General features: G+C 60.2%; 2 protein-coding genes. Both read right to left on the bottom strand.

Annotated elements, in window-relative coordinates:
- On the bottom strand, positions 1 to 1105 hold a 1105-nt coding region (lgt, locus tag NW857_RS12510; RefSeq protein ID WP_414369138.1), incomplete at its 3' end, for a prolipoprotein diacylglyceryl transferase.
- Positions 1106 to 1333: 228 nt separating this feature from the next.
- Positions 1334 to 2026, bottom strand: a complete 693-nt coding sequence (locus tag NW857_RS12505; protein WP_414333655.1) for a response regulator transcription factor — start codon at positions 2024 to 2026, stop codon at positions 1334 to 1336.
- Between the last annotated feature and the right edge of the window lie 62 nt (positions 2027 to 2088).

The following is a 2088-nucleotide window of genomic DNA, read 5'->3' as shown; positions in this document are numbered from 1 at the left end:
CCCGGCCTTCCAGACGGCAGAACAGTTGCCGTATCAACAGCTCCCGTTGGCCCAGCGAGAGATGGGGGGCAAGGGTGCTTGGAAAGTGGGGCATGGCCAGAGTAACGCGATCCAGCAAGTCGGCGCGGCGGTGCTTTTGCTGGATGGCCCAAGCCCGCTGCACAAGATCTGCGGCTGTTCCCAGCTCCAGCCCTGCTCGTTCGGCCAGCCAAGCGGCCAATTGCTCCAAATCGGGGTCGAAGCGCAGCCGGTACATGTAGATCAGCATGCCAATCCCAAGCACTAGGCCTACAGCGCTGGCCACATAGGCAGCCTTGATGGAGGTTCCCGGCAGATAGGCCACCGCCGAGACGCGCAAGATTTCATAGGGGATGCGAATTAAGCTGTAGCCGACGACATAGGTCCAAACCCAGGTGCCATCTTTGAGTTTGGGAAAGCGCCAGAACATCCCCATCAAGAGGGCAAACAGAACCAGGTTGAGGACGCTTTCGTAGAAAAAGATGGGGTGAAAAAACTCAAACTGGCTGTATTGCGGCTCGCGGGCTTGGGGCGGGATGTACACCCGCAAGGGCCATCTGCTGTCGGGGAGAATGGGGGCCCCGTAGGCCTCGGAGTTAAAAAAATTGCCCCAGCGCCCGATGGCTTGGCCCAAAATTAACCCTGGCGTGAGCACATCGGCGTACTTCCAGCCGTTGATCCCGGTGGCGCGGCAATAGAGGTAAAGAGCAAGCGCGCCGGCCAGCACGCCACCGTGAATGATGATGCCTCCCCGCCAGATGGCGAAGGCCGAGAGGGGATCGTCCCTGAACTCCGACCAGTGGGTGAGGACGTAGTAGAGGCGGGCGCCCAGAAACCCGGACACCACCAGCCACAGGGCTAGGATCTCGACCCGTTCGCTGGCCTTGCCGGGCTCTTTCTCCAAATGGCGAGCCTCTGCCAGGGCTTTGGTCAGGAGCAGGCCGACCAACACGGCAATAGCCATCAGCAGGCCGTACCAGCGCAGCCCCAGCCCACCTACCAGAGGGGTTTCGGGGGGAAAACGGAAGACAAACTCTCCCGGTGAGCTGAAGGTAAGGCCCAGCAGACCTGCACTCCATGGATTCATCGACAACACCCTCTGCACCCCAAAATCCCCCAATTCAGTTCCAGCAGTCGGCTTCCATCAACCTCACCTGCCAGCAGGACGAAATCCTCTCCGGGTTCTTTGCTCCAGTTTTGAGCAGCCGTTCCCGCACCTCGATAGGGATCCATTCTTCCCGATCTTGCCACAGCAGCGATCCCCCTCAGGCTGCCCAGGCCATTCTTCTGGGGGATGTCGGCCTCAGTCGCGCTTCTAGTCCCGCAACACGTAGCCTACCCCGCGCACCGTCTGGATGAGGCGCTTCTCTCCTGGGCCTTCGATCTTGAGACGCAAGTAGCGGATATAGACCTCGATGATGTTGGAATCGCCCGTAAAGTCATAGCCCCACACATGCTCCAAAATCTGTTGGCGGCTGAGCACCTGGCGGGGGTGTTCCATCAAGTAGCGCAGCAGGTCGTATTCCTTGGCCGTCAGCTCCACCTGCCGCCCTCCCCGGCTCGCCTGCCGCGTCACTGGATCCAGCGTCAAATCCATAAACACCAACCGACCGTCACGGGATCCCTTGGGGTGCTGCAAATAGATCCGTATCCGCGCCAGCAACTCCTGAAGGCTAAAGGGTTTCACTACGTAATCATCCGCGCCGGCATCCAGCCCTGCCACCCGATCTGCCACCTCATCACCGGCGGTCATCAGTACCACGGGCACGCGGCTGCCCATCAAGCGCAGTTGCCGACAAACTTCCAACCCCGAGATCCCGGGCAACAGCCAGTCCAGCAGCACCAAGTCGGGGTTCTGGTCGCGGGCTGCCGCCAACCCTGCCGTGCCATCGCCGACCACACTGACCCGATACCCCTCATAGGTCAGCTCAGTTTCCAGGAAACGGGCCAGTTTGGCCTCATCTTCGATCACCAGAATGTGGGCTGAGGAGGATTCCGGTTCCGGCATATTCTCTCCTCAAAAGAAGAGGTGGGAAACTTGCTCACTGCCCACCAGCATACCCTAGCCGT

This window comes from Synechococcus sp. H55.9 (genome assembly GCF_047462355.1).
GTDB lineage: Bacteria > Cyanobacteriota > Cyanobacteriia > Thermostichales > Thermostichaceae > Thermostichus.
This window is presented reverse-complemented; position numbering and strand designations above follow the sequence as displayed.